At 73.1% G+C, this 24,904-nt stretch carries 24 protein-coding genes and 1 pseudogene; 8 read left to right on the forward strand and 17 right to left on the reverse strand.

Annotation, left to right across the window (positions count from 1 at the left end; genetic code table 11):
* Positions 1-80: 80 nt before the first annotated feature.
* A complete protein-coding gene (locus AB0D01_RS22585; protein WP_363057943.1) occupies positions 81-647 on the forward strand; it encodes a VanZ family protein in 567 nt (188 codons plus the stop codon).
* Between the two features lie 54 nt (positions 648-701).
* Positions 702-914: a PspC domain-containing protein gene (locus AB0D01_RS22590; protein ID WP_363057945.1), complete on the forward strand. Its 213-nt coding sequence runs from the start codon at positions 702-704 to the stop codon at positions 912-914.
* A 36-nt stretch (positions 915-950) separates the two neighbouring features.
* Here AB0D01_RS22590 and AB0D01_RS22595 read toward each other — a convergent pair whose 3' ends face one another.
* From AB0D01_RS22595 to AB0D01_RS22605, 3 genes are all read right to left on the reverse strand, one after another.
* Positions 951-1,700, reverse strand: a complete 750-nt coding sequence (locus tag AB0D01_RS22595) for a hypothetical protein (RefSeq protein ID WP_363057947.1) — start codon at positions 1,698-1,700, stop codon at positions 951-953.
* Between the two features lie 126 nt (positions 1,701-1,826).
* On the reverse strand, positions 1,827-2,078 hold the full coding sequence (locus tag AB0D01_RS22600) for a hypothetical protein (RefSeq protein WP_363057948.1): 252 nt from the start codon (positions 2,076-2,078) through the stop codon (positions 1,827-1,829).
* A 139-nt stretch (positions 2,079-2,217) separates the two neighbouring features.
* Positions 2,218-3,366, reverse strand: coding sequence for an adenosine deaminase (locus AB0D01_RS22605; protein ID WP_363057950.1), 1,149 nt, complete (start codon positions 3,364-3,366; stop codon positions 2,218-2,220).
* Positions 3,367-3,479: 113 nt separating this feature from the next.
* On the opposite strand from AB0D01_RS22605, the gene AB0D01_RS22610 reads away from it, so the two are divergent.
* A complete protein-coding gene (locus AB0D01_RS22610) occupies positions 3,480-4,223 on the forward strand; it encodes an alpha/beta hydrolase (protein WP_363057952.1) in 744 nt (247 codons plus the stop codon).
* Between the two features lie 45 nt (positions 4,224-4,268).
* A complete protein-coding gene (locus tag AB0D01_RS22615) occupies positions 4,269-4,634 on the forward strand; it encodes a cupin domain-containing protein (protein WP_363057954.1) in 366 nt (121 codons plus the stop codon).
* Here the strand turns inward: AB0D01_RS22615 and AB0D01_RS22620 are convergent.
* Positions 4,616-5,728 (reverse strand): ATP-grasp domain-containing protein, encoded by a 1,113-nt coding sequence (locus tag AB0D01_RS22620; protein WP_363057956.1) that lies wholly within the window; start codon positions 5,726-5,728, stop codon positions 4,616-4,618. The genes AB0D01_RS22615 and AB0D01_RS22620 overlap by 19 nt on opposite strands.
* Positions 5,729-5,992: 264 nt before the next feature.
* Here AB0D01_RS22620 and AB0D01_RS22625 point away from each other — a divergent pair, with 264 nt between their 5' ends.
* Positions 5,993-7,063 carry a helix-turn-helix transcriptional regulator gene (locus AB0D01_RS22625; protein WP_363057958.1) on the forward strand — a complete coding sequence of 357 codons (1,071 nt, stop codon included), beginning with the start codon at positions 5,993-5,995 and terminating at the stop codon, positions 7,061-7,063.
* 30 nt (positions 7,064-7,093) lie between these two features.
* On the opposite strand, the gene AB0D01_RS22630 is transcribed toward AB0D01_RS22625, so the two are convergent.
* Positions 7,094-8,011: a LysR family transcriptional regulator gene (locus tag AB0D01_RS22630; protein WP_363057960.1), complete on the reverse strand. Its 918-nt coding sequence runs from the start codon at positions 8,009-8,011 to the stop codon at positions 7,094-7,096.
* Positions 8,012-8,130: 119 nt separating this feature from the next.
* On the opposite strand from AB0D01_RS22630, the gene AB0D01_RS22635 reads away from it, so the two are divergent.
* The 3 genes from AB0D01_RS22635 (at position 8,131) to AB0D01_RS22645 (ending at position 11,443) form a co-directional block, all read left to right on the forward strand.
* Positions 8,131-9,474, forward strand: a complete 1,344-nt coding sequence (locus tag AB0D01_RS22635; protein ID WP_363057961.1) for an MFS transporter — start codon at positions 8,131-8,133, stop codon at positions 9,472-9,474.
* A 159-nt stretch (positions 9,475-9,633) separates the two neighbouring features.
* Positions 9,634-10,341 (forward strand): L,D-transpeptidase, encoded by a 708-nt coding sequence (locus AB0D01_RS22640; RefSeq protein WP_363057963.1) that lies wholly within the window; start codon positions 9,634-9,636, stop codon positions 10,339-10,341.
* Between the two features lie 76 nt (positions 10,342-10,417).
* Positions 10,418-11,443, forward strand: a complete 1,026-nt coding sequence (locus AB0D01_RS22645) for a sigma-70 family RNA polymerase sigma factor (protein WP_363057965.1) — start codon at positions 10,418-10,420, stop codon at positions 11,441-11,443.
* Here the strand turns inward: AB0D01_RS22645 and AB0D01_RS22650 are convergent.
* The 12 genes and pseudogenes from AB0D01_RS22650 to AB0D01_RS22705 form a co-directional block, all read right to left on the reverse strand.
* Positions 11,330-11,668 carry an STAS domain-containing protein gene (locus AB0D01_RS22650; protein WP_363057967.1) on the reverse strand — a complete coding sequence of 113 codons (339 nt, stop codon included), beginning with the start codon at positions 11,666-11,668 and terminating at the stop codon, positions 11,330-11,332. The two genes, AB0D01_RS22645 and AB0D01_RS22650, sit on opposite strands and share 114 nt — an antisense overlap.
* Positions 11,669-11,790: 122 nt before the next feature.
* A complete protein-coding gene (locus AB0D01_RS22655) occupies positions 11,791-13,068 on the reverse strand; it encodes a thymidine phosphorylase (RefSeq protein ID WP_363057969.1) in 1,278 nt (425 codons plus the stop codon).
* A 95-nt stretch (positions 13,069-13,163) separates the two neighbouring features.
* Positions 13,164-13,580 carry a cytidine deaminase gene (locus tag AB0D01_RS22660; RefSeq protein WP_363057970.1) on the reverse strand — a complete coding sequence of 139 codons (417 nt, stop codon included), beginning with the start codon at positions 13,578-13,580 and terminating at the stop codon, positions 13,164-13,166.
* Complete coding sequence (locus AB0D01_RS22665; RefSeq protein WP_363057972.1) at positions 13,577-14,839, reverse strand: ABC transporter permease; 1,263 nt, start codon at positions 14,837-14,839, stop codon at positions 13,577-13,579. The genes AB0D01_RS22660 and AB0D01_RS22665 overlap by 4 nt, the downstream gene beginning before the upstream one ends.
* Positions 14,836-15,951: an ABC transporter permease gene (locus tag AB0D01_RS22670; protein ID WP_363057974.1), complete on the reverse strand. Its 1,116-nt coding sequence runs from the start codon at positions 15,949-15,951 to the stop codon at positions 14,836-14,838. The genes AB0D01_RS22665 and AB0D01_RS22670 overlap by 4 nt, the downstream gene beginning before the upstream one ends.
* Positions 15,948-17,582, reverse strand: coding sequence for an ABC transporter ATP-binding protein (locus AB0D01_RS22675; protein ID WP_363058160.1), 1,635 nt, complete (start codon positions 17,580-17,582; stop codon positions 15,948-15,950). Before AB0D01_RS22675 ends, AB0D01_RS22670 begins: the two co-directional genes overlap by 4 nt.
* A gap of 271 nt (positions 17,583-17,853) precedes the next feature.
* Complete coding sequence (locus AB0D01_RS22680) at positions 17,854-18,915, reverse strand: BMP family ABC transporter substrate-binding protein (protein ID WP_363057976.1); 1,062 nt, start codon at positions 18,913-18,915, stop codon at positions 17,854-17,856.
* A gap of 230 nt (positions 18,916-19,145) precedes the next feature.
* Positions 19,146-20,390, reverse strand: coding sequence for an amidohydrolase (locus AB0D01_RS22685; RefSeq protein WP_363058162.1), 1,245 nt, complete (start codon positions 20,388-20,390; stop codon positions 19,146-19,148).
* A gap of 137 nt (positions 20,391-20,527) precedes the next feature.
* Positions 20,528-21,700 carry a hypothetical protein gene (locus AB0D01_RS22690; protein WP_363057978.1) on the reverse strand — a complete coding sequence of 391 codons (1,173 nt, stop codon included), beginning with the start codon at positions 21,698-21,700 and terminating at the stop codon, positions 20,528-20,530.
* Between the two features lie 36 nt (positions 21,701-21,736).
* The gene (locus tag AB0D01_RS22695) at positions 21,737-22,666 is read right to left on the reverse strand and encodes an N-acetylneuraminate synthase family protein (protein WP_363058164.1); all 930 of its coding nucleotides are present in this window, start codon (positions 22,664-22,666) and stop codon (positions 21,737-21,739) included.
* Positions 22,667-23,056: 390 nt separating this feature from the next.
* Positions 23,057-23,557, reverse strand: a pseudogene (locus AB0D01_RS22700) (NTP transferase domain-containing protein); the annotation flags it as partial.
* On the reverse strand, positions 23,554-24,888 hold the full coding sequence (locus AB0D01_RS22705; protein ID WP_363058166.1) for a DUF6716 putative glycosyltransferase: 1,335 nt from the start codon (positions 24,886-24,888) through the stop codon (positions 23,554-23,556). The gene AB0D01_RS22705 and the pseudogene AB0D01_RS22700, both read right to left, overlap by 4 nt.
* Positions 24,889-24,904: the final 16 nt, after the last annotated feature.

Consider the following 24,904-nt stretch of genomic DNA (forward strand, 5'->3'; position numbering starts at 1 on the left):
GAGCCCCCCGGGCGAGTGGCGTGGGCCACGGGACGGGGCCGGTCGGAACCGCCGCCACCGGGGGGCGCGTCCTGCCTGGTGTGCACCGTCATGAGGGCAGCGGCACCGCCGCCACCGCCACGCAGCTCCCCCTCCGGCTCCGGATCCTGGGCGGGGCCCTGCTGGCCGCGCATCTGGTGCTCGTCGGTTGGCTCACCCTGAGACCGCTGGACGTCCCCTGGACGGCCGCGTCGAACCTCACGTTCCTGGACGGGATCCGCGCCGACCTGGCCTACGGCCCGCTGGAGGCGGCCCGGCGGATCGGCGAGGGGCTGGCCCTGCTGGCCCCGCTCGGGGTGCTGCTGCCGCTGGCCGGGGGTCGGCTCGCGGCCGGGCCGTCGGGCGCGTGGGCCTCACTGGCCCGGACGCTCTCGGCGACGGTGCTGATCTCGCTCGGGATCGAGATGCTCCAGACGGCGGTGCCGGGGCAGGTGGTCGACGTCGACTCGCTGCTGCTGAACACCGCCGGCGCGCTGATCGCGCACGTGGCCGTCGTACCGGCCCTCAGGCGCAGGCTGCGGCGCTCTCAGGGGGTCACCCCGAGAATTACCAGGGTCGGCATCGGCCCGTGGACCGAGGTCCTGTCGGCGGTGCCGCGCGAGTATTGAGGCATCGCGAGGGGCACCTCACCTTCGCGCGAATCCCTACGAAGGAGAAGCCCCATGAGCGCGATTACCCGCCCCCGTGACGGACGGATGATCGGTGGCGTCTGCGCCGGACTCGCGCGGCGCTTCGGGATCAAGGCGCGGACGATGCGGATCATCTTCGTCGTCTCGTGCCTGCTGCCCGGTCCGCAGTTCCTGATCTACCTGGCGCTGTGGCTGCTGCTGCCCAACGAGAAGGCCTCCGCCGGCTCGGCGCGGACCGCCTGGTAACGACGGTCCGCGCGCCCGCCCGGGCTCCGGCCGGGGTCAGGCGACCTTCTTGACCTTCTCCAGCTGCTTGTCGACCACTTCGCGGGGGACCAGTGCCTTCTGGTCGGCGGCGGCCAGATTGAGGGCCATCAGCCGCACGACGGTGTCGCCCTCGCGCACGACGACGAGGTGGACCTGCGCGGAGACGTTCTGGGCGGCCACGGTGGTGGTCCAGCTGACGCTCTCGTCGCCGGGGGTCTTGTACGACGCCGCCTTCACGTCCTTGTAGGTGCCGGTCTGCTGCTCGACGGTGGCGGTGAAGCCGGAGGAGCAGGCCGCGACGGCCTCGCGCAGCCGGGACAGGACCCGCTTCGCGCCGGCCTCGTCGTAGGAGCTGACGGAGGCGGAGACCGCGAGTCCGACGGCCTTCTGGGAGCCGATGCCGCGGTTGACGGTCTGCCGTGCGGCGGGATCGGGCTTGTCGCCCATGATGTCGGCGAGCGGCTGGCAGGCCTTCTTGTCGGACTGCGGCTGACCGTCGGGGGCGTTGGGGTTCTTGCCCTGCGCCGAGATCTGGTAGCCGGCGAGATCGCCCTGCTCCAGCGCGGCGCGCTCCAGGCCGGTGGGCGCGGGCCGCGGTGTCGCGGAGCCCGCGGGGGCTCCGGGGGCGCCCGAGGCGGCCGCCGGGGAGTCCTTGGCGGCGGGGGCCTTGTCCGCCGCGGGGGTGTCCGTACCGCCGCAGCCGACGGCCGCGAACAGCAGGACGGGAACCAACGCGACCCTCGTCGCTCGTGCCTTGATGCGCATGACCAGAACCTCATACCCCGTGTGTCGGCGGCCGGTTGGGGGTGATGGTGACACACCGCACAGCGGCGCACACACCCCGTCGAAGGTGCGTGCGCCCGCCGTACGTGCGTGCGGATCGCGGCAGCGTCAGCCGCCGAGGCCGTTCAGCGCGCCGGTGGCCGGGGCGAGGCCGCCGAGGAGGCCGGTGACGGGGGCGGCGGCGTCGGTGGCCGGCTTGCCCTCCTCGCCGCTGACCTGCTGCTGGCTGGTGAGGCCCTGGACCGCGCCGAGCGCGTCGCCCAGGCCGACGGCCGGGGTGGCGGAGGCGGCGCCGGCGGCGGCCGCGACGAAGGCGGCGCCGAGCGCGGCGACACCGAGGGTCTTTGCAGACTTCTTCATGAAGGTCAGTCCTTGCGACGGGGAATTGAGCGGCTCCGCAAACTAGTCACTTCAAACCCCCGCCCGCAAACATCATCAAATACGAGAAAGCGCCCGGGAATTGCTCCTCCCGGGCGCTTTCGGTCCGTCAATCCGTGGCCTAGGCCGAGACGGAACCGCTGGTCGAAGCGGTCTGACGGAACAGCCACTCGGACTTCAGCTCCGCGTAACCGGGCTTGATCACGTCGTTGATCATGGCCAGTCGTTCATCGAAAGGAATGAACGCGGACTTCATCGCATTGACGGTGAACCACTGCATGTCGTCGAGCGTGTAGCCGAAGGTGTCCACCAGGTGCTCGAACTCGCGGCTCATGCTGGTGCCGCTCATCAGGCGGTTGTCGGTGTTGACCGTCAGCCGGAAGTGCAGCTTGCGCAGCAGGCCGATCGGGTGCTCGGCGTACGAGGCGGCCGCGGCGGTCTGGAGGTTCGAGGTGGGGCACATCTCCAGGGGGATGCGCTTGTCGCGGACGTAGGAGGCCAGGCGACCCAGCTTCACCGACCCGTCGGCGGCGACCTCGATGTCGTCGATGATCTTCACGCCGTGACCGAGGCGGTCGGCGCCGCACCACTGCAGGGCCTGCCAGATCGACGGCAGGCCGAAGGCCTCGCCCGCGTGGATGGTGAAGTGGTTGTTCTCGCGCTTGAGGTACTCGAACGCGTCGAGGTGGCGGGTGGGAGGGAACCCCGCCTCGGCGCCGGCGATGTCGAAGCCGACCACGCCGTTGTCGCGGTAGCGGTTGGCCAGCTCGGCGATCTCCAGCGCGCGAGCGGCGTGGCGCATCGCGGTGAGCAGGGCGCCGATGCGGATGCGGTGGCCGTTGGCCCGCGCGCGGCGCTCGCCCTCGCGGAAGCCGTCGTTGACCGCCTCGACGACCTCTTCGAGGGTCAGACCGGCTTCGAGGTGCTGCTCGGGGGCGTAGCGGATCTCGGCGTAGACGACGCCGTCCTCGGCGAGGTCCTCGGCGCACTCGGCGGCGACGCGGAAGAGCGCCGCCTTCGTCTGCATGACGGCGCAGGTGTGCGCGAACGTCTCCAGGTAGCGCGGGAGGGAGCCGGAGTCGGCGGCGTCGCGGAACCAGACGCCGAGCTTGTCGGCGTCGGTCTCGGGCAGCTTGTCGTAGCCGACCTCGCGGGCCAGCTCGATGATGGTCCCGGGCCGCAGGCCACCGTCGAGGTGGTCGTGCAGCAGCACCTTCGGGGAGCGGCGGATCTGATCCGGGGTGGGCAGGTTGGCGGTCTCGCTCGTCATCTGCGCACTCTAGCTCCTACGCGCGTAGAGCACGCGTCGGCATCGGCGGTCGATATGTAACAGAGACCGTAAGGACGGGTGGTGTACACCTCCGCGTCTGAGACTGTTCCGCCATGGCACAGCATGCGCCGCCGGCGCGCGGGGCCCGCCTGGGGCGGGCTGCCGGCGCGAACGGCTCGGTCTCGACGGTCAGTGGTGTGGTGCTCCTGCTCCCCGGAGCGTCCCGGTTCTCCCCCGGTCCGGTGCGCCCGCTCGCGCGCGCCCTGGCCCGGGCGGGCGGTGCGCGGGGCCTGGTCGCGCACGGTGTCGTGCACGGCGACGCGCCCCGGGAGGAGGCCGCGCACTGGGCCGCCGAGGAGGTGGTGCGCCGGTACGGGGACGTGCCGGTGTGCCTGGCCGGCTACGGGGCCGGCGGTCGGGCGGCGCTCTTCGCCGCCGGGCACGCGGCGGTCAACTCCGTGCTGGCGATGGCCCCTTGTCTGGCGGAGAGTGCGGACGACCGCTCCCCTGAACCGGTGAAACAGCTCGCCGGCCGACAGGTGTTGATCGTGCACGGCACCAACGACGCGCGCAGCGACCCGGAGTCCTCCTTCCGGCTCGCCGAGCGGGCGAAGAAGGCGAATCGTTCCACGTGCCGTTTCGAGGTGCACTCGGACGGCCACGGCTTACGGGAGCACCGGGAGGAAGTCGTGGCGCTGGGCGTGGACTTCGTCCTCGGGGCGATGTTCTCGGGCCCCTGGTCGCGGCCGGTCGTCGACGCCCTGGCCGCGCCCCCGCCGCTGGGGTTGCGGATGCCGCTGGCCTCGGGGTTCGGGCGTTCGCCGCGGGGCCGGTCCGGGCCCCGGGCGCGAGCGTAGAGTGGGAACGGACTCGGGGCACTCCTCTCCCGGAGGCGATGGGCCATGGCCGGACTGGTGCGCAGGAACTTCGACAGCGCCGACGAGACGCGACCCTTCGAGGCCGGTACGGGCAGGCTGGACCTGATCCGGACCGACGGCGGGGACGTGGGGCGCGCGGTGTTCGAGCCGGGCTGGCGCTGGTCGCTCCACATCAAGCCGCTGGCGGGTACGGACAGCTGCCGGGCGGCGCACACGGGGTACGTGGCGAGCGGTCGGATGCGCGTCGTGATGGACGACGGCGAGGACACGGAGTTCGGCCCCGGGGACTTCATGCAGGTGGCGCCCGGGCACGACGCGTGGGTGGTGGGCGACGAGCGGTGCGTGGTGGTCGACTGGACCGGGTTCCGCGACTACGCGAAGCCCGCGTAGCCGGCGCGGTCCGCGTCCGAGGGACGCAGCAGGGCGGTGGCGCGGTCGAGGGCCCCGTGCAGGGCGGCGGCGGTCGGGGCCGAGGCGATGACGTGCGCGTGGTGCAGGGCGCCGGTCGGGGCGTGGCGCACGGTCGCGTGCGCGGGCACGTCCAGGCGGGCCCGTACGACGCCGGGCACCGCGCGGGCCGCGGCGAGGGCCGGCGCGGCCAGGGCCAGGCGTAACCCGGGCGGGAAGTCGACGTAGCGCAGTCCGGCGTGGGCGGCGCGGGGGCGGCGGGGCGGGTCGGGCAGGCCGAGGGCGGCGGCGAGGGCGAGGGCGAGCACGTCGGTGCCGTGGGCCAGGCGCAGCAGTCGTACGAGGTCCTCGGCGCCGGGGCGGGCGTGCGCCTCGATCAGGCGGGGGCCGCGCGGGGTGAGGACGACCTCGGTGTGGGAGGGGCCGTCGCGGTGGCCGGCGAGGTCGAGGACGGCCCGTACGAGGGCCCGTACGGCTTCGGCCTCGGCGGGGTCCAGGGCGACCGGCAGTTCGTGGCCGACGGCGGCGAGGTCGGGGCCGGTCAGGCGGCGGGTCCAGCCGAGGACGCGGTGGCGGCCCTGCCGGGAGAGGGCTTCGACGGCGAGCTCGGGCCCTTCGAGGAACTCCTCGACCAGGAGGTCGGTGACCTCGGGGTAGGAGCCCGCGGCCGCCCGCGCCGCGGCGTCGTCGACGAGCAGCCCGACCCCCTCCCCGCGCTCGCCCCAGCGGGGCTTGACCACGCAGGGGTAGCCGATGAGGCCGGCGATGAAGGGCAGCAGCGAGGCCCGGCCGCAGCGCGCGAAGGAGACGGGGCGGCCCGGGTGGAGGGTGTTGGAGCGGGCGCGCAGGACGGCCTTGTCCATGAGGGCGGTGACGGCGGCGGGGGTGGCGGTGCCGGGCAGGCCGAGCGCCTCGTTCGCGCGGGCGGCGGCGAGCGCCGTCGCGGGGCCGAAACCGAAGACGGCGGCGCGGCCCCGGCGGACCTCCTCCAGCCCGCCGATCTCCTCGACGAGGCGGGGGTGGTCGCGCCAGTCCGTCCGTACCCGCCGCTCCGCCCCCTCACGGTCGGATGGCACCGATGGATCCGGCGCGACCACCACGGTGCGCGTTCCCGCGCGGCGTGCGGCCGCCACCTCGGCGGTGCGTGGACTGAGCAGGACGGCGACGGGTCTGTCCCGTCGGCCGGTGGTCTCTCGCAGCAATCCGCGCTCCCCCCGTCACGCCGTGCCTCCACTGTGCCGGTTCGGCATATGCCGGACGTACGGGTTCAGGCGTCCACTTGCCGCCTTGCGGGAACACGAGGGGTTTATAAACGCGTACAGGCAGGGACGAATACGCATATGCCAGCCGAAGCCGACGGAGTCAGCGGGGTCGACGGGACTGCGGGGCCCGACGGGACCCGCGGCCCGCGCGCGGGCGAGCTGAGCCCCGCCGCGCGCCGCCTGTACGCGTACGCCGTCGAGCGGCACTCCTTCACGCCGCAGGAGGCCACCACCGCGCTGGGCGCCCGCGCGGGCGCCGCCGTCACCGAGCTGGCCGCGGCACACCTGTTGCAGCGCGCCCCCGGCGGCGGGCCGGACCGCTGGAGCGCGGTGGCGCCCCGGGCGGCGGCGGCCCGGGCCCTGGCCCCGCTGGCGCTGCTGGTGCGGGAGACCCACGACGAGATGGACCGGCTGCGCGGGCGCCTGGAGGCGCTGGTGCCCGCGTACGAGGCGGGCAGCGCGCGCCGGGAGCCGGGCGCCGGCGAGCGGCTGGAGCTGGTGACGGACCTGGGGGCGGTGCGCGGGCTGATCTCCGAGCTGGTGGCGGGGTGCGAGCGGGAGCTGCTCACCTCGCAGCCGGGCGGGGGGCGGCCCCTGGAGACCCTGGAGGAGGCCGTCGGGCGGGACGAGTCGCTGCTGGCGCGCGGGGTGCGGATGCGGACGATCTACCAGCACACGGCGCGCTACTCGCGGCCGACGGCGGCGTACGTGGAACGCGTGACGGCGCTGGGCGCGCAGGTGCGCACCCTGGGCGACGGGCTGATGCGCATGCTGGTCTTCGACGAGCGGACGGGGCTGATGGCGGTGCCGGACCGGGCCGGGGCGGCCCTGGTGGTGCGGGAGCCGAGCGTCGTGCACTTCATGACGGCGGCCTTCGAACGGTCCTGGCTGGGCGCGCGGCCGTTCCCCACGACGGTGAGCCCGGAGGCGGCCCGCTCCCTCTCCGACGAGCTGCGGCAGACGATCGTGCGGCTGCTGTCGGAGGGGCTGGAGGACAAGGTGATCGCGCGCCGGCTCGGGATGTCGGAGCGCACCTGTCAGCGGCACATCGCGGAGATCATGCGGGCGGTGGGCGCCAAGTCCCGTTTCCAGATGGGGTACTTGCTGTCCCTGAACGCGGAGAAGGACGGGGCGGAGGACACCGCCTAGGCGCGGTGGGGTCGGCGGGGTGGCGGCCGGTCAGGCCGGGGGTTCCAGTTCCGGGATCAGGCGACCGCGCCGCGAGAGGAGGAACCGCTTGAACTCCGCGACCGGCGGGGTGTCGGGGTGGCCGTCGAGCCAGGCGACGCCGATCTCCCGGACGGCGCGCGGGGCGGTCACCGTCAGCTCGACCACCCCCGGCCGGGGCACGGCGGGCGGCGGCAGCAGGGCCACGCCGAGACCGGCTGCGACCAGGCCCCGCAGGGTCTCGGCCTCCTCCCCCTCGAAGGCCACGCGCGGGGTGAAGCCGGCCTCCGCGCACAGGTCGTCGGTGATGCGGCGCAGGCCGTAGCCGGCCTCCAGGGTGACGAAGGTTTCCTCTGCGGCCTCGGCGAGGCGGATCCGCTTGCGCACGGCGAGGCGGTGGTCGTCGGGGACCACCAGGCGCAGCCGTTGTTCGTCCAGGCGTCGGGCCACGAGGTCGGGGGCGTCGGGCAGCGGGGAGGTGAGGCAGAGGTCGAGTTCGCCGGCGCGCAGCTTCTCCAGCATGGCCTCGCCGTAGTTCTGGACGAGCGCGAAGCGCACGCCCGGGTGGTCGGCGCGGAAGGCCCGGATCAGGCCGGGCACGGTCTCGGGGCCCAGGGTGTGCAGGAAGCCGAACGCGACCTTGCCGAAGGCGGGGTCGGCGTCCCGTTGGACGGATCCGGCGGCGTGGGCGATCTTGTCGAGGGCCTGCTCGGTGGAGGCGAGGAAGGCGCGGCCCGCGGTGGTGAGGGTGACGGTGCGGCCCTTGCGGGCGAACAGCGTGACGCCCAGGTCCTGTTCGAGGCGGACCACGGCCCGGGACAGGGTGGACTGGGGCACGCCCAGCTCCTGCGCGGCGCGGGTGACGTGCTCGTGCCGGGCGACGGCGGCGAACCAGGCCAGCCTGGGGGCCAGCATGGTTGTCACGGCCATGTCTTCTTCGTAACGGTTCGTTGACATGCGCCCCTCTGAACTGCGCTGATGCGTGAGTGGATCGATTATGGCGAATTCGTGCATTGGACGCATGAAAAAGACGGGCCTACCGTCGACGTATGCCTCCCGCTCATACCGGGGCGCCCGTGAAGCCGGGCGCCTCCACCCCGTCGTCCCCTCTCCCCTACGAGGCCCCCGCCCGGGACCCGCGCCCCGCACCGCGCGCCCCCGAGCGGCACGCGCCCGAGCGGCACGCGCCCGGCCGACCCGGCTACCGCCGGATGAGCCTCGCGCTGTTCGCCGCCGGACTCGCCACCTTCGCCCTCCTCTACTCCACCCAGGCCCTGCTGCCCGCGATCTCCGCCGGGTTCGGCGTGACGGCGGGTCAGGCCAGTTGGACGGTGTCCGCGGCCACCGGCTCGCTCGCCCTGTTCGTCCTGCCGCTGAGCGCCCTGTCGGAGCGGTTCGGCCGGACCCGGATGATGACCTGGTCGCTGGTGGTCGCCGTGGCCGTCGGCCTGCTGGTGCCGTTCGCGCCGAACCTGGAGTGGCTGGTCGTGCTGCGGGCGGTGCAGGGAGCGGCGATCGCCGGCGTTCCCGCCTCCGCGATGGCCTACCTGGCGGAGGAGGTCCGACCGAAGGCACTGGTCGGGGCGATCGGCCTGTTCGTGGCGGGCAATTCCATCGGCGGCATGAGCGGCCGCGTCGTCACCGGGTGGGCCGCGCAGGCGTGGGGCTGGCGGGCCGGGCTGACGGCCGTCGGACTGATGGCGCTGGCGTGCGCGGTGGCCTTCCTGGTGCTGCTGCCCCGGGCGCGGTTCTTCCGTCCGGCCTCGCTGGATCCGCGCGCGGTGGGGCGTACCGTCGCCGGGCACCTGCGCGATCCGCTGCTGCTGCGGCTGTACGGGATCGGCGCGCTGTTCATGACCGTCTTCGGGGCGGTGTACACGGTGATCGGCTACCGGCTGATCGACGAGCCGTTCTCGCTGGGCCAGGGCGTCGTCGGGTCGATCTTCCTGGTGTACCTGGTGGGGACGGTCTCCTCGGCGGCGGCGGGCGGGCTGGTGGCGCGGGCCGGGCGGCGCGGGGCGCTGTACCTGGCCGTGACCACGACCGCGCTGGGTCTGCTGCTGTCCCTCGCGGACTCGCTGGCCGCGATCCTGGCGGGGCTGGTGCTGATCACCGCGGGATTCTTCGCCGGTCACGCCGTGGCCTCGGCGGCGGTCAGCCGGACCGCGACGACGGGCCGGGCGCAGGCCTCGGCGCTGTACCAGTCCGCGTACTACCTCGGCTCCAGCGCCGGCGGCACCCTGGGCGCGCTGGCCTACCACGCCTCGGGCTGGGCGGCCACGGTCGGGATCGCGCTGCTCGCGGTGGTGGGCGTCGTCGCGATCACCCTGTGGGGTTCGCACGCAGCGCGCGCCGAGCGCCGGCTGTCGGCCGTGGCCGCCGCGGCGCGCTGAGGCGGGAGCGGGGTCGGGGAGCCGGTTCGGGAGCCGGCCCCAGGCCGAGTCCGGGCCGGCTCCCGGGCTGAGGAAAAATACGCCGTCCCGTTACGGTCCACCCCCTTGTCGGGCGGGCATCGATCCGTCAAGGTGCGATTCCGACAGGGGAGGGACCGGATGGCGGGGATACGCACGCGCGCGCGGCGACGGGCCGCGGTGGTGTTCGGCGGGGCGTTGGCACTGGCCGCGCCGCTGGTGGTCGCGGGGGGCGGATCGGCGTCGGCCGCCGCCTGCAACGTGACCACGGGGCCGCACCAGCGGCAGGTGGAGCAGTTCCTGGGGCGGCCGGTGGACGGGGTGCAGTCGGCGGCCGACTGCCTCGCCATCCAGAGCTTCCAGGCCACCCACGGGATCACGCCGACGGCGGGGTACGCGGGCCCGCTGACGTGGCAGACGATGAACACGATGCTGGCCCAGCGGGCGGCCGGGAAGAACCCGAACGCCGCCGGTCAGTGCCCCACCAACCGGGGCCGGATCGCCTGCGTCGACCTGACGCGGCAGCTCAGCTGGATCCAGGACGGCACGGTGCTGAAGTACGGTCCGGTGCCGGTCCGCACGGGCAAGGCCGGGACCCCGACCCGGACCGGCCTGAAGAAGATCTACTACCGGAGCATCAACCACTGGTCGACGATCTACAACGTCGCGATGCCCTACTCGCAGTTCTTCGACGGGGGCATCGCCTTCCACTCGGTCACCAAGAGCATGTGGAACCCGCCCGGTTCCGGTGGCTGCGTGAACATGACCACGACCGACGCCAAGGCCTACTGGAGCATGCTGGGCAACGGCGAGGACGTCTACGTGTACGGCCGCAAGCCCGGGACCTGAGCCCTCCCCGGCTGCCGTTGTCAGTGCCCTCGGGTAGTTTCCGAAGAGAGCGGAAACCACCTGGGGGACGACAGCCATGAGTGATCTCGCCACCACGCCGACGGAAGCGGACCCGACCGATCTGGACTCCGCGATGGAGCGCCACCGGGTGGAGCTGACCGGCTACTGCTACCGGATGCTCGGTTCGGCCTTCGACGCCGAGGACGCCGTGCAGGAGACGTACATCCGCGCCTGGCGGGCCCACGCGCGGTTCGAGGGCCGTTCCTCGCTGCGTTCGTGGCTGTACCGGATCGCCACCAACGTCTGCCTGGACCAGCTGAACGCGGGCCGCAAGCGGGCCCGCCCGATGGACTTCGGCGCCCCGCAGCACCAGGCCTCCGCCGTGCTCAACGAGCGGCCCGAGGTGACCTGGCTGGAGCCGGTGCCGGACGGGCGGGTGCTGCCGCAGACCGCCGATCCGGCCGAGACGGCGCTGGCCAGGGAATCGGTGCGGCTGGCCTTCGTCGCCGCCCTCCAGCACCTGCCGGCCAAGCAGCGGGCCGTGCTGATCCTGCGCGAGGTGCTGGCCTGGAAGGCCGACGAGGTGGCCCGGCTCCTCGACACCACCGTGGCCTCCGTGAACAGCGCCCTGCAACGGGCCCGGGCCACCCTCGCGGGCCGCGAACTGCGCGCGAGCGACCCCGTCGACCCGCTCGACGGGGAGCAGGCCAAGCTGCTGGAGGCGTACCTGTCGGCCTTCGAGGCCTACGACATCACCCGGCTGACCACCCTGCTGCACGAGGACGCGGTGCTGTCGATGCCGCCGTACGACCTGTGGCTGCGCGGGCACGAGGACATCGCCGCCTGGCACCTGGAGCAGGGCATCGGCTGCAAGGGCTCGCGCCTGGTGCCCACCACGGCGAACGGTCTGCCGGCCTTCGGCCAGTACCGGCCGCGCGAGGACGGCGCGCCCGGGTACGTGCCGTGGGCGCTCCAGGTGCTGGAGGTCTCACAGGGGAAGATCGTCGGGCTGAACGCCTTCCTCGACACCGACCGCTGGTTCCCGCTCTTCGACCTCCCCGAGCAGCTCGACGAGACCGACGAGGCCCAGCAGGGCGCGTAAGGGCGGCGGCGCCCCGACGACGGTGAACGCGCCGCGTCCGCGGGCGGTCAGCCGCAGCCGGGCCAGGGCCTCGACGGCGAGGAGGTCCGGCGCCGTGACGGCGGTCGCGTCGCACACCACCGCCCGGGCCCCGTCGTCGTAGAGGCGGGCCAGTCGGGCGCACAGCAGGGGCACCTCCGCGCGGCGGGGGCCGGGTCCGGGCAGTTCGATGCGTGGGGTCGTCACGAGGGGCTGACTCGCCGGGGCCCCGGAACTCATCGGCCGGGCGCGGGGCGGTACGACGAAGCCCTCCCGCGCCGTGGGGTGCGGGAGGGCTTCGCCCCGGGGCGGTGCCCCAGGGGGGACCGTTACGCGATGCGGTCCAGGACGATCGGGGTCGGCGAGAACGCGGTGCCCGCCGGGGCGACGTCGTAGGAGCCCTCCAGGGAGGCCAGGGCGTACTCGAACTTCTCCGGGGTGTCGGTGTGCAGGGTCATCAGCGGCTGGCCCGCGGTGACCGTGTCGCCCGGCTTGGCGTGCAGCTCGATGCCGGCGCCGGCCTGCACCGGGTCCTCCTTGCGGGCGCGGCCCGCGCCCAGGCGCCAGGCGCCGACGCCGACCGCGTACGCGTCCAGGCGGGTCAGGACGCCCGAGGCGGAGGCGGTGACCACGTGCTGCTCGCGGGCGACGGGCAGGGCCGCGTCCGGGTCGCCGCCCTGGGCCGCGATCATCCGGCGCCACACGTCCATCGCGGAGCCGTCGGCGAGGGCCTTGGCCGGGTCGGCGTCCTTGATGCCGGCGGCGTCCAGCATCTCCCGGGCCAGGGCCAGGGTCAGCTCGACGACGTCGGAGGGGCCGCCGCCCGCCAGCACCTCGACGGACTCGCGGATCTCCAGGGCGTTGCCCGCGGTGAGGCCCAGCGGGGTGGACATGTCGGTGAGCAGGGCGATCGTCTTGACGCCGCTGTCGGTGCCGAGGGCGACCATCGTGGAGGCCAGCTCGCGGGCGTCCTCGATGTTCTTCATGAAGGCGCCGGTGCCGACCTTGACGTCCAGGACGAGCGAGCCGGTGCCCTCGGCGATCTTCTTCGACATGATCGAGGAGGCGATCAGCGGGATGGCCTCGACGGTGCCGGTGACGTCGCGCAGGGCGTAGAGCTTCTTGTCGGCGGGGGCCAGGCCGTCGCCGGCGGCGCAGATGACGGCGCCGGTGGTGTCGAGGACGTTCAGCATCTCCTCGTTCGAGAGCAGCGCGCGCCAGCCGGGGATGGACTCCAGCTTGTCGAGGGTGCCGCCGGTGTGGCCGAGGCCGCGGCCGGAGAGCTGCGGCACGGCCGCGCCGCAGGCGGCGACGAGCGGGGCCAGCGGGAGGGTGATCTTGTCGCCGACGCCGCCGGTGGAGTGCTTGTCGGCGGTCGGGCGGGAGAGGGAGTCGAAGTTCATCCGCTCGCCGGAGGCGATCATCGCCGCGGTCCAGCGGGCGATCTCGGAGCGGTTCATGCCGTTGAGGAGGATGGCCATGGCCAGCGCAGACATCTGCTCGTCGGCGACGACCCCGCGGGTGTACGCGTCGATGACCCAGTCGATCTGCTCGGGGCTGAGCTCGCCGCGGTCCCGCTTGGTGCGGATGACGGAGATGACGTCCATGAGGTGACTTCCTTCTACGCGCATAGAGAGAGGGGTTGGGGAGAGGGGAAGGGAGACGGCCCTCCGCCCGCGGGGGCGAAGGGCCGTCGGTACGGCTATTTCAGGTGGTCGGGCCCGAAGGCCTGCGGCAGCATCGCGCTCAGCGGCAGGATCCCGTCCGGCGTCTCCACCAGCAACTCGGGACCGCCGAACTCGTAGAGCAGCTGACGGCAGCGCCCGCACGGCACGAGGCTCTGCCCCTTGCCGTCCACGCAGGTGAAGTGGGTCAGCCGACCGCCGCCGCCGGCCTGGAGGGCGGAGACCAGGCCGCACTCCGCGCACAGGCCGAGGCCGTAGCTGGCGTTCTCGACGTTGCAGCCGGTCACGACCCGCCCGTCGTCCACGAGGGCCGCGACGCCGACCGGGAAGCCCGAGTAGGGGGCGTACGCGTGGGTCATCGCCTCGCGCGCCGCGACCCGCAGGGCCTCCCAGTCCACGCCGGCGCCCTCGTGCGCCGCGGGGTCCGGGGTCACTTGCCCTGGCCCTTGCGGTACGGCATGCCGTCCGCCTTCGGCATCCGCAGGCGCTGCGCCGACAGGGCGAGCACGAGCAGCGTCGTCAGGTACGGGGCGGCGTCCACGAACTGGCTCGGGATCGAGTCGGTCGTCGCGTACCAGACGAACAGCAGGACGGCGAAGACCGCCGAGATGCCGGCCTGGAGGTACTTCTTGCGGTACGCCTGCCACGCCGCGACGAGCACCAGCAGGATCGCGACCAGGAGCAGCAGGGCGTGGACGTTCTCGGAGCCGCGCAGCTTGAGGCTGTCGACGAAGCCGAAGAGGCCGGCGCCCAGCGCCATGCCGCCCGGCATCCAGTTGCCGAAGATCATCGCGGCGAGACCGATGTAACCGCGACCGCCGGTCTGGCCCTCCTGGTAGATCGGGCTGGCGACCTCGGAGAGGAAGACGCCGCCGAGACCGGCGAGGGCGCCGGAGACGACCACGGCGATGTACTTGTACTTGTACACGTTGACGCCGAGGGACTCGGCGGCGATCGGGTTCTCGCCGCAGGAGCGCAGGCGCAGGCCGAAGGTGGTGCGCCACAGCACCCACCAGGTGCCGGGGATGAGCAGCAGCGCGACGACGGTCAGCAGGGACAGACCGGTGACGAGGCCGCCGATCACGCCGGCGAGGTCGGAGACGAAGAACCAGTGCTTGCCCTGGAGGCTGTCCATCCAGTCGGACAGCCCCGGCACGGTGATCTTGTAGATCTCCTCGACGCGCGGGGACTGCTTGGAGGAGCCGCCCGGGGCGTCGGCGAAGGTGAAGTTCGACAGGTACTGGGTGAAACCGAGCGCCAGGATGTTCACGGCCACACCGGAGACGATGTGGTTGACGTTGAACGTGACGGTGATGATCGCGTGGAGCAGGCCGCCGAGCGCGCCGCCGGCGATGCCGACGAGGACACCGGTCCAGGGGCCCCACTGGTAACCGGCCCAGGCACCGAACCAGGTGCCGAGGATCATCATGCCTTCGAGGCCGATGTTGACGACGCCCGCGCGCTCGGCCCACAGACCGCCGAGACCGGCGAGGCCGATCGGCACGGCGAGGGAGAGGGCGCCGGAGACCTGGCCGACGGAGGTCAGGTCGTTGGCGCCGCTGATGATGCGGACCAGCGAGACGAGCGCGAGGCCGCCGGCGATGATCAGCATGATGGTGGCCAGGCTGAGCTTCGAGCGGCCGCCCTGCTTCTTCGGGGCGGCGTTCTTCGTGGGAACGGTGCTGGTGCTCACGCCGCGACCTCCTTCTCGGTCTTGATGGCGTGGCCCGCGGCCAGTTCCTCGCCGACCTTCTGCTGCTGGCGGCGGATCCCGTAACGGCGGACGAGCTCGTAGGAGACGACCACCGCGATCACGATCAGGCCCTTCATGATCGTGCCGATCTCCTTCGCGAACCCGGCCGTGTCGAGCGAGGCCGAGGCCTTGTCGATGAAGGCCATCAGGAAGGCGGCGAAGAGGATGCCCACCGGGCTGTTGCGGCCGAGCAGCGCGATGGTGATGCCGGTGAAGCCGACGCCCACCGGGAAGGACAGGTTGTACGTGTGCGTCTCGCCCAGCAGCTGCGGCATGCCGGACAGACCGGCGACGGCGCCCGAGATCAGCATCGAGGTGATGATCATCTTCTTGGCGTCCACGCCGGAGGCCTGGGCGGCGGACTCGCTGGCACCGGTGGCGCGCAGGTCGAAGCCGAAGCGGGTGCGGTTGAGCACGAACCAGTAGACGACGCCCAGGGCGAAGGCCACGAAGGTGAAGCCGTAGATCTCCAGCCCGTCGCCGATCGTCAGGGCGGGGAACCAGCCGGACTCGGCGATGTCGCCGGTCGTCAGGTCGTTGGAGCCTTCGGGCTGCACGCCGAGGTTCTTCGGCAGGATCAGCCAGGCGATCAGGCTGGTCGCGATGGCGTTCAGCATGATCGTCGAGACGACCTCGCTGACGCCGCGCTTGGCCTTGAGGACACCGGCGATGCCGGACCAGAAGGCACCGGTCAGCATGGCGACGAGCACGATCAGCAGGATGTGCAGCGGGCCCGGCAGGGTGACGGCCGTGCCGACGACCGCGGAGACCATCGCGGCCAGGCGGTACTGGCCGTCGACGCCGATGTTGAAGAGGTTCATGCGGAAGCCGATGGCGACGGCCAGGGCTGCCAGGTAGTACGTGCCCGCCTGGTTGAGGATGAGGACCTGGACGTCCTCGTAACCGGCGTTCTCGACCATGAGGCGCAGCGGTTCGATCGGGTCGATGCCCGTCGCCGCCAGCACGACCATGGTCAGCAGGAAGGCGGTGACCAGCGCGAGCAGCGGTCCCGCGGCGGCGATGAGCAGCCGGTCCTTGTCGAATTTCTTCATCGGGCCTCGTCCTCCGGGGAGTCGGTACCAGCGTCGGTACCGGCGGCGGAGTGGTTGTCGGGGGCTTCCAGGTGCCCGGAGGCGGCGCCCGTCATGGCGGTGCCGAGCTCCTCGGGGGTGACGGTCGCGGGGTCGGCGTCCGCGACCAGGCGGCCGCGGTAGATCACGCGCAGGGTGTCGGACAGGCCGATGAGCTCGTCCAGGTCGGCGGAGATCAGGAGCACGGCCAGGCCCTCGCGGCGGGCCTCGCGGATGGCGTCCCAGATCTGCGCCTGCGCACCGACGTCCACACCGCGGGTCGGGTGGGCGGCGATGAGGAACTTCGGGTTGTGGCTCATCTCGCGGCCGACGATCAGCTTCTGCTGGTTGCCGCCGGAGAGCGAGGCCGCGGTGACGTCGATGCCGGGCGTGCGGACGTCGTACTCGCGCACGATGCGCTCGGTGTCCTTGCGCGCGGCCTTCGGGTCGAGGATGCCCTTCCTGGAGTTCGGCGCCTCGGTGACGTGACCGAGGATGCGGTTCTCCCACAGGGGGGATTCCAGGAGCAGGCCGTGGCGGTGACGGTCCTCGGGGATGTACCCGATGCCGCCCTCGCGACGGGCGCGGACGGGCGACTTGGTGATGTCCTTGCCGTCCAGCGTGATGACGCCCGAGTCGGCCGAAGCCATGCCCATGAGGGCCTCGATGAGCTCGGTCTGGCCGTTGCCCTCGACGCCGGCGATCCCGAGGACCTCGCCCTTGTGGATCGTGAAGTCGACGTCGTCCAGGAGCAGGCGACCGACGGCGACGTTCTCGCGGGCGGCGGAGTCGGCCGGGGCGGCGGGCGCGAGGACCTCCGGCTCGGCGACGACCACGTCGCTCGCGGCCAGGGTCAGCCCCTTGACCTGGAGCATCGGGACGTCCGTCACCGTGGACTCGCGGGTCTCCGGGGAGGGCAGTTCCGCGCCGACCATCAGCTCGGCGAGCTGCTTGGGGGTCGCGGTCCTCGGGTCGGCGGTGCCGACCGTGGTGCCGCGGCGGATGACGGTGATGTCGTCGGCGACCTTCAGCACCTCGCCCAGCTTGTGCGAGATGAAGATGACGGTCAGGCCCTCGGCCTTGAGCTCGCGCAGGTTGTCGAAGAGGGCGTCCACCTCCTGCGGCACGAGCACGGCGGTCGGCTCGTCGAGGATGAGGATCTTCGCGCCGCGGTAGAGGACCTTGAGGATCTCCACGCGCTGGCGGTCGGCCACGCCGAGGTCCTCGATCAGGGCGTCGGGGCGCACGCCGAGGCCGTACGCGTCCGAGATCTCCTTGATCTTCTTGCGGGCCTTGGCGCCGATGCCGTGGAGCTTCTCGCCGCCGAGGACGACGTTCTCCAGCACGGTGAGGTTGTCGGCCAGCATGAAGTGCTGGTGGACCATGCCGATGCCGCGGACGATGGCCTCGCCGGGGCTGCTGAAGGAGACCTGCTCCCCGTCGATGGCGATGGTGCCCTCGTCCGGCTTCTGCATGCCGTAGAGGATCTTCATCAGGGTCGACTTGCCGGCGCCGTTCTCGCCGATCAAGGCGTGGACCGTGCCCTTGCGGACGCTGATCGCGATGTCCTTGTTGGCGACGACGCCGGGGAAGCGCTTGGTGATGCCGTGCAGTTCGACGGCGAGAGGGGGGCTGGACGCGTTGATGACGCACTCTCCTTGGCGCGGAAGGAGCTGGAAAGCCAAGTTGGCAGGGGGGACAGGGCGGGGGAGAGAAGGTATCGCGTCCACGATGCCTCTACGCGCGTAGCACTGTCGAAAGTGAAAACTTGCGGCCAACCGGCCACAAGTCGACACGGACTGGGGAGGGACGCGGGTCGGGGCCCGGGAGCGGTGGAGACCGCTTCCGGACCCCGGAGCCCGCGACCGTTCGTCAGACGGGGCCTTACGGCGCGGTCTTGACGGTGATCTTCTTCGCGATGATGTCGGCCTTCGCCTTGTCCACGGCGGCGATGAGGTCGGTCATCTTCTTGTACTCGGGGTTGGAGTCGGCCAGGCCGACGCCGTCCTTGTCGAGGCCGTAGCGGATCTCGCCGGCCTCGGGCTTGCCGTCCTTGACCGACTTGATCAGGTTGAAGACGGAGTCGGAGACGTCCTTGGTGACCGAGGTCAGGATGCGCTCCTTGTACTTCGACAGACCGGCCTGGTTGTACTGGTCGGAGTCGACGCCGATGGCCCACGCGCCCTTGTTGGCGGCGGCCTCGATGGCGCCCGAGCCGGCCAGACCGGCGGCCGCGTAGATCACGTCCGCGCTGGCGTCCAGCTGACCCTGCGCGGCGGCCTTGCCGAGGTCGGGCTTGGCGAAGCCCTCGAAGTTCGGCGGCTGCGACAGGTACTTGGTGAGGACCTTGGCGTTCGGGTTGGTGTCCTTGACGCCCTGCGCGAAGCCGGCCTCGAACTTCTTGATCAGCGGGACCTCGACACCACCGATGAAGCCGACCGTGCCGGACTTGGACGCCTTGGCGGCGGCGACGCCGGCCAGGTAGGAGCCCTGCTCCTCGTTGAAGACGAGGTTGGCGATGTTCGGGCCGGTGACCGAGGTGTCGTCGATGATGCCGAACGTGGTGTTCGGGAACTTCGCGGCGACCTTCTTGACGGCCGGGGCGTAGGCGAAGCCGACGCCGATGACCGGGTTGTTGCCCTTGCGCGCCAGCTCGGTCAGGCGCTGGACCTTGTCGGCCTCGCCCTCGCCGTCGGTGGGCTCGGCCTCGTTGCCGGCGACCTTCAGCTGGGTCTTGGCCTGCTCCAGGCCGGCGTAGGCGGCGTCGTTGAACGACTGGTCGCCACGGCCACCGATGTCGTACGCGATGGCGGCGCTGGCGGCGGCCTTCGCGGTGCCGTCGGAGGACGGGGTGTCGGTGGACTTCTTACCGCCACAGGCGGTGGCCGAGAGGGCCAGCGCCGCGGACGCGATGCCCACGGTGGCGATCCTGGTGATCCGGCGCAAGGGGAGGCTCCTTCAAAACCTGACCGAAGCGCCACGACCGGCGCTGGTTTCGCGGCGATCGTAACGCGCGTAGATGTCAGTTAAAGGCCCGTTCATGAGTCGTTATCGGATCGTCGCGAACCGGACAGTGACCGATCGGTAACGGCGAAGGCGTCCAGCCCTTGTGTACCAAGGGTTGGACGCCTCCGACGGCAGACCCGCCGATGATGTAGGGAGTTTTGCCGGATCTTTTACGCCACGGGTCGTCCGCGCCGTCCGTCGAGCAGCGCGGCGGCCGTGAAGAACTCCACTCCGACGCCGATCGCGGCCTCGTCCACGTCGAAGTCGCCCCGGTGCAGGTCCCTCTTGGCGGTGTCCCCGGGCCTGCGGACGCCGAGGCGGGCCATGGCGCCCGGGACGTGCTCCAGGTACCAGGAGAAGTCCTCCCCGCCCAGGCTCTGCTCGGTGTCCTCGACCGACTCGGCGCCCCGGCGGGCGGCCATCGCCTCGCGCAGCAGCTCCGTGACCACCGGGTCGTTCACCACGGGCGGCACCCCGCGCACGTGGTTGATCTCGAACTTGGCCCCGTGCATGGTGGCCACCTCGTCGATCGCCGCGTGGATCATGTCGGGCGCCTCGTACCAGGCGTTGAGGTCCAGGCACCGCACGGTTCCGGACAGCTCCGCGTGCATCGGGATGACGTTGCAGGCGTGTCCGGCCTCGATCCGGCCCCAGGTGACCGACATGCCCGAGCGGGCGTCCATCCGGCGGGCCAGCAGCGCCGGTACGTCGACGGCGACCCGGGCGGCGGCCGTCACCAGGTCGGTGGTCAGGTGCGGGCGGGCGGTGTGGCCGCCGGCGCCGGACAGGGTGACCTCCAGCCGGTCGCAGGCCGAGGTGATCGGGCCGGGCCGCAGGCCGAGCCGTCCGGCGTCGACGCGCGGGTCGCAGTGGACGGCGATGATCTGCCCCACCCCGTCGAGGACCCCGGACTCGATCGCCTCCGTCGCCCCGCCGGGCAGCACCTCCTCGGCCGGCTGGAACAGCAGCCGCACGGGCCGGGGCAGCAGGCCCTGGCGGTCGAGGTCCGCGAGGACCAGGCCCGCGCCGAGGACGACGGCGGTGTGCACGTCGTGGCCGCAGGCGTGGGCGCGGTCGGGGTAGGTGGAGCGGTAGGCGACGTGCGTCTTCGCGTCCGGGATGGGCAGGGCGTCGATGTCCGCGCGCAGGGCCAGCATCGGCCGTACCCCGTCCCAGGTGCCCACGTCACAGATCAGGCCGGTTCCGGACTTCAGTACCCGGGGGCGCAGGCCGGCTTTCTCCAGCCGGGCCTTGATCGCCGCCGTGGTGCGGAACTCCTGGTGTCCTAGCTCGGGATGCATGTGCAAGTCCCGGCGGAAGGCGATCAGTTCGGCACGCAGGTGATCCGGGAGCTTGCCGGGCAGCTCGGGCCGGACGGGCTTGCCGGGCAGGGCGGACGTGGACTCGCGGGACATCAACTGGTTCACCCGTTGAAGGGTAGGCGCACGGATGGGTCAACTGGCCGGAGATCACCAAAAGTTCATGCCGTTAGGGGAAAGAAACCCGACCTCTGGACGCATGACCGGATGTGCGCGGGGGTAAACTCGCGCGCTCATCCGGCGGCCGGAGCCGGCCGGCGCGGGAGTCTGCGCACATCGCGGGCCGTTTCGGTCACGCCGGCCAGGAACCCCCGGGCGCGCGGCGAGGCGCCGGCCGTGATCCAGTCGGGGTCGATGTCGCATACCGCCACCGTCACACCGGTACCGGTGAGTGCGTAGGGCAACGTGTGGACGACCGTGGACGGGAAGCTGACAATCGTACGACCGATGGGGCCGCGCCGGGCGACCAGCTCCAGCGGCAGGTCCGGCCGTACGATCTCCAGCCCGGTCGCCTCGCTCAGCTCCCGGAGCTTCTCCGGGGCCTCCCTGCGGTGCGCGAAGTAGCGGGTCGCGCCGTGCTCCGCAGTCAGGGACCGCACCGCCCGCAGGTAGTGGGCCGGATCGACCACGCCCGTCTCCACCAGGGAGGTGCCGACCAGGTCGGTGCCCCTGGTCAGCCGGGGCGGGCCGAAGCGGGCGCGCGTCCAGGCGAAGTCGTTGGTCCGCAGGCGCGCCCCGGCCGGCGGGGCCACCGGCATCGAGGTGAACAGCTCCACCCCGCTCCCGTCGCGCGGGGTCAGCCGGCGGCGGGCCGCGGCGGACACCGGGGCGTACGCGAGCTCCCGCGCCCGGGAGGCGGCCCCGCCGCCGGTGCGGTGCCAGCGGCGCAGCCGCTCCCCCCGGTCGAGCTGGGCGACGAACTCCAGGGTGGCGGTGCCGTCGTCCACGACGACCAGTTCGGCGGCGCGGGCCGGGACCAGCAGCAGCTGCACGAAGCGGGAGAAGGGGTCCCCGACGACGATCCGCGGGGCCCCGCGCACCCTGCCGGCGAGCGCGGCCAGGGCCCGCGCCGGGGCGCCCGCGCCGCCGCGGGCCTCCTGCCAGTGGACCGTGTGGCCCTCGTCACGGGCGATCCCGGCGATCCGGCGGAGCTGACCGCGGGACATGGGGTCGGTGGGCGGCAGGACGACGACGTCGAGCGGCTCGGCGTACGCGGGCGGGGTGTACGGGGCCCCGGCGGGCGGCGCCTGCACGCCGGGCGCCCTGGCCGCGAGGGGCCCGGGCTGGGTCGGGACCGCCGTCAGCAGCGGACCGGCGGCGCGGTGGCGGGCGTAGGCCCACTCCAGCACGTTCAGGAGCTGGACCGGGCTCTCGACGAGGGCCAGGGTCGGGGCGGGAGGGGTCACCGGGTACTCCGCTCTGGGAGGAGGGGGGTGGGGTGGTCAGACCGCGGTCGGGGCGCCGGCCCCCGCCTGACCGGGGACGCGCCGGAGCTTCTTCATCGGGGCGAGTTCGGAGTCGTAGACGCGCTTGACGCCGTCGCCGAGGGCGGTCTCGATGGTGCGGATGTCGCGCACGAGGCGGGTGAGGCCGCCGGGTTCGACGGAGGCGGCCTGGTCGGAGCCCCACATCGCGCGGTCGAGGGTGATGTGCCGTTCGACGAAGGTGGCGCCGAGGGCGACGGCGGCCAGGGTGGTCTGGAGGCCGGTCTCGTGGCCGGAGTAGCCGATGGGCACGTTCGGGTAGGCGTCCTGGAGGGTGTTGATCACCCGCAGGTTCAGCTCCTCGGCCTTCGCCGGGTACGTCGAAGTGGCGTGGCACAGGAGGATGTTGTCGCTGCCCAGCACCTCGACGGCGTGCCGGATCTGGCGGGGGGTGGACATGCCGGTCGACAGCACGACGGTGCGTCCGGTGGCGCGCAGGGCGCGCAGCAGGTCGTCGTCGGTGAGGCAGGCGGAGGCCACCTTGTGGGCGGGGAGGTCGAACTTCTCCAGGAAGGCGACGGCCTCGGTGTCCCAGGGGGAGGCGAACCAGTCGATGCCGCGCTTGGCGCAGTGCGCGTCGATGGCGAGGTAGTCGGACTCGTCGAACTCGACGCGGTGGCGGTAGTCGATGTAGGTCATCCGACCCCAGGGGGTGTCGCGTTCGACGTCCCACTGGTCGCGCGGGGTGCAGATCTCCGGGGTGCGCTTTTGGAACTTGACGGCGTCGCAGCCGGCGTCGGCGGCCGCGTCGATCAGCGCGAGGGCGGTGCCGAGGTCGCCGTTGTGGTTGATGCCGATCTCGCCGACCACGTAGACGGGCCGGCCGGGGCCGGCGGTGCGCGAGCCGAAGGTGCGCAGGCGGGAGTGGGGGGTGGCGTCGACGGTCATGGCGGCGGGTGCCCTTCGTTCGGTGCGCGGCGGGGTCGGTGGGGTGAGGGTGGGGCGGGTGGGGCGGGGCTGGTCGAGCAGGGGCTGGTCGAGCAGGGGCGCGAGGAGGCGGGCGCGGGCGAGGTCGTGCGGGTCGTCGACCTCCAGGACCCGGGCCGGGTCGGTGGCGACGGGCAGGATCCGCCCGAAGAAGCGGTGGCGTGCGGCGCGGAAGCCGGGGGCGGCCATGGCGTAGGCGGCGCCGGTCTCCAGCAGTTCGGCGGGCCGGTCCTGCCGGCGGGGACGGTACGCCGCCTCGTGGTTGACGCCGCTGCCGCGGCCCTCGGGGTCGGTGCGCCACAGGAAGCCGTGGAACGGGGCCGCGGTCAGGGCCGAGTCGGCGCCTCCCGAGGCCACGGCGGCGGCCACGGACTCGACGTCGCAGGGGGTCAGGAAGGGGCTGGTGCACTGGACGAGGAGGACCACGTCCACGGTGAGGGAGTGCAGTTCCTCGAAGGCGTCCAGGGCGTGCAGGACGGCGGCCTCGCTGCTCGCGGTGTCGCCGGAGAGGGCGGCCGGACGGCGGACCACCGCGGCCCCGGCCGCGCGGGCGGCGACGGCGACGGCCCCGGAGTCGGTGGAGACGACCACGTCGGTGACGGTGGGCGCGGCCAGGCAGGCCCGTACGGCCCGGGCGACCAGCGGCACCCCGCCGACGGGCGCGGTGTTCTTGCCCGGCACCCCCTTGGACCCGCCGCGCGCGGGCACGACGGCGAGCACGCGGGGGACGCGTACGGGGACGGCCGGGGCGGGAGCGGGCGCGGCGGCCGGGCCGGGCGCGGCCGGGGGCCGTACCGCCGGGGTCGGTGCCGCCGGGATCGGTGCCGCCGCGCGGGGCGGGGGCGGGGTCACAGTTCGCCCAGCCTGCGGATCGCCGGGGCCACGCGTTGCACCCCGTGCCGGTAGGCCCCGCGGGCGGCCTCGCGCAGGTGGGAGCGGAGCCAGCGGCGGGCGGCCGACTCCCCCGCGGCCCGGCGGGCGGCGTCCGGCCGCGGGGTCCCGTCGGGGGCGAGGTGGTGGCGGGCCAGGATCCCCGGCAGGTATCCGGGGGCGGTGGCGGGCGTGTAGTAGGGGGCGACGGGCGGGAGTTCCCCGGCTCCGAGCAGGGCGGCCAGGCGCGCGCGGGCGGCGGCGTGGGGGTCGTGCTCCCCCGCGGCGGCGGCCCGCGCGCCGGGGACTCCGTGCGCGGCGAGCCAGGCGGGGTCGGGGGTCGGCAGGAGGCCCGCGTCGAGGTGGTCCCAGGACGTCAGGCAGCCCGAGCCGAGGAAGTGGTGGTTGCCGAGGCTCTCGCGGACGCCGAGGTCGGTCAGGACGGCGGTCGGGATGCCCCGGTGCAGGGACTCCAGGGCGGCCGTGGAGGAGACGGTGACCAGCAGGTCGGTGGTGTCGAGGACCTCGCCCATGTTCCCGTACGCCAGGCGGCAGTTGGGCGGTAGCCCGGCGGGCAGCCGCTCGACCAGGCGTTGGTAGGGGTGCTCCTCCAGGTGCGTGGTGTGCTCCCCGGGCCGGCTGCGCAGTTTGACCAGGACCTCCCGCCCGGGGTGCGCCCGCGCGTGGCGGGCGGCCCGCTCCAGCAGGTACGCGCGGTCGGCCCGGCCCTCCGGCACCGAGGGCTGGACGGCGAAGACCACCCGGTGGACCCGGCCGCCGGGGCTCTCGTACGGGGCCCCTTCGAGGAAGGGCAGGGCGGTCTCGGTGACGGCGTCGGTGCTCGCCCCGACGCCCGCGTAGACGGCGCGGAAGCGGTCCGCGTCGTGCCGGGAGTTGGCGAGTACGAGGTCGGCGCCGTGCCGCAGCAGCAGTCCGTCGGCGAGCTTCTCGTAGACCACCCCGACGTAGCCGGTGACGAGGACGGGGCGGGCGGCGGGTTCGGGCCACTGGGCCCGGATCCCGTGCAGCACGGCCTGGACGGCCCCGCCGACGAGGGCGAGCACGACCACGTCGTACGGCTCCTCGCGCAGCCGGGCGAGGAACCGCGCGCAGGTGACCTCGACCGCCTCGCCCGCGCCCACCTCGCCGAGCTGGCGGGCGGTGGGGGTGGCCCGGCCGCGCAGCAGGTACCCGTCGATCCGCCGTGGGGCGGCGTCGGGGGCGAGGCGGCGCGCGGTGAGCGCGCCCCATTTCCACCGCGTGTCGGAATCGGCGAGTACGGCGATCCGGAGATCGGCCGGGTTGCGGCCCATCGGCGTTCTGCTCAGT

It is taken from the genome of Streptomyces sp. NPDC048606, from assembly GCF_040650855.1.
Lineage (GTDB): Bacteria > Actinomycetota > Actinomycetes > Streptomycetales > Streptomycetaceae > Streptomyces.

Bases quoted from the DNA above. Each gene is read 5' to 3' on its own strand.
- AB0D01_RS22590 (WP_363057945.1), top strand. From the start codon at position 702: ATGAGCGCGATTACCCGCCCCCGTGACGGACGGATGATCGGTGGCGTC.
- AB0D01_RS22595 (WP_363057947.1), bottom strand. From the start codon at position 1,700: ATGCGCATCAAGGCACGAGCGACGAGGGTCGCGTTGGTTCCCGTCCTG.
- AB0D01_RS22600 (WP_363057948.1), bottom strand. From the start codon at position 2,078: ATGAAGAAGTCTGCAAAGACCCTCGGTGTCGCCGCGCTCGGCGCCGCC.
- AB0D01_RS22605 (WP_363057950.1), bottom strand. From the start codon at position 3,366: ATGACGAGCGAGACCGCCAACCTGCCCACCCCGGATCAGATCCGCCGC.
- AB0D01_RS22610 (WP_363057952.1), top strand. From the start codon at position 3,480: ATGGCACAGCATGCGCCGCCGGCGCGCGGGGCCCGCCTGGGGCGGGCT.
- AB0D01_RS22615 (WP_363057954.1), top strand. From the start codon at position 4,269: ATGGCCGGACTGGTGCGCAGGAACTTCGACAGCGCCGACGAGACGCGA.
- AB0D01_RS22625 (WP_363057958.1), top strand. From the start codon at position 5,993: ATGCCAGCCGAAGCCGACGGAGTCAGCGGGGTCGACGGGACTGCGGGG.
- AB0D01_RS22630 (WP_363057960.1), bottom strand. From the start codon at position 8,011: ATGGCCGTGACAACCATGCTGGCCCCCAGGCTGGCCTGGTTCGCCGCC.
- AB0D01_RS22635 (WP_363057961.1), top strand. From the start codon at position 8,131: ATGCCTCCCGCTCATACCGGGGCGCCCGTGAAGCCGGGCGCCTCCACC.
- AB0D01_RS22640 (WP_363057963.1), top strand. From the start codon at position 9,634: ATGGCGGGGATACGCACGCGCGCGCGGCGACGGGCCGCGGTGGTGTTC.
- AB0D01_RS22645 (WP_363057965.1), top strand. From the start codon at position 10,418: ATGAGTGATCTCGCCACCACGCCGACGGAAGCGGACCCGACCGATCTG.
- AB0D01_RS22655 (WP_363057969.1), bottom strand. From the start codon at position 13,068: ATGGACGTCATCTCCGTCATCCGCACCAAGCGGGACCGCGGCGAGCTC.
- AB0D01_RS22670 (WP_363057974.1), bottom strand. From the start codon at position 15,951: ATGAAGAAATTCGACAAGGACCGGCTGCTCATCGCCGCCGCGGGACCG.
- AB0D01_RS22685 (WP_363058162.1), bottom strand. From the start codon at position 20,390: ATGTCCCGCGAGTCCACGTCCGCCCTGCCCGGCAAGCCCGTCCGGCCC.
- AB0D01_RS22695 (WP_363058164.1), bottom strand. From the start codon at position 22,666: ATGACCGTCGACGCCACCCCCCACTCCCGCCTGCGCACCTTCGGCTCG.
- AB0D01_RS22705 (WP_363058166.1), bottom strand. From the start codon at position 24,888: ATGGGCCGCAACCCGGCCGATCTCCGGATCGCCGTACTCGCCGATTCC.